The organism is Alcanivorax sp. HI0044, assembly GCF_001634945.1.
Genome location: NZ_LWEZ01000507.1, coordinates 1 through 833, shown reverse-complemented (window position 1 = coordinate 833; position 833 = coordinate 1). Strand labels below are relative to the sequence as shown.

Annotated in this window: 1 protein-coding gene and 1 pseudogene; both read right to left on the bottom strand. The window is 55.7% G+C overall.

Annotated features, from left to right (window positions below):
* Positions 1–202 (bottom strand): annotated as a pseudogene (locus A3730_RS06025) (ethanolamine utilization protein EutJ); the annotation flags it as partial.
* A gap of 92 nt (positions 203–294) precedes the next feature.
* Positions 295–833: ABC transporter ATP-binding protein (locus A3730_RS06020; RefSeq protein ID WP_063537716.1), on the bottom strand; the 539-nt coding region annotated here is incomplete at its 5' end.

The window sequence follows — 833 nt, the reverse complement described above, 5'->3', positions numbered from 1 at the left end:
CGGCTTCGTTGATTTCCTTTGCAGCCATCTGCAAACCTTCCAGGGTGTTCTGGCCGTATAACGCCGCACCACCACTCAAAGGCCCGGTGAAACCGATATTGACCTCTTCTGCCGCCTGCGCGCCCGTGGCTGCCAGGGCGATTGCGCTGGCACAGGCCAGCTTGCGAAAGGTTTTGACCAGAGTCTGTTTTCCGTTACCCATGAAACTCTCCCGTTGTTGTTTTGCTCAAACCGTGAGTCTTGTGTTGTAGCAATTGATTATGTTGTAGCGCACACGCTGCTACCGGATAACAATTACGCGCCGATATAGGCCTTGCGAATGGCTTCGTTACCCAGCATTGCGTCTTTATCACCCTCCATGACCAGGCGACCGTTTTCGATCACATAGGCACGGTGGGCAATCTTGAGTGCGGCGAAGGCATTCTGCTCCGCCAGCAAAACCGTGGTGCCCTGCTCGTTGATGCCCTTGATGGTTTCAAACATCTGCTTGACCACCAGGGGCGCCAGACCCAGCGAGGGCTCATCCAGCAATAACACTTTCGGGCGGCCCATCATGGCGCGGCCAATGGCCACCATTTGCTGCTGACCACCACTGAGAGACCCGGCAGACTGGTCCTTTTTTTCATCGAGAATCGGAAACAGCGCCAGAATTTCTTCCAGTGTCTTCTTGATCTCCGCCTTGTTGCGACGATGCACATAGGCGCCCAGCATCAGGTTTTTCAACACCGACATTTCCGGAAACAGCTTGCGCCCTTCCGGACACTGCACCACGCCATTGCGCACCAGACCCGACGGTTTCAGGCCGGTGACATCGGTGCCATCCAGGGTAATGG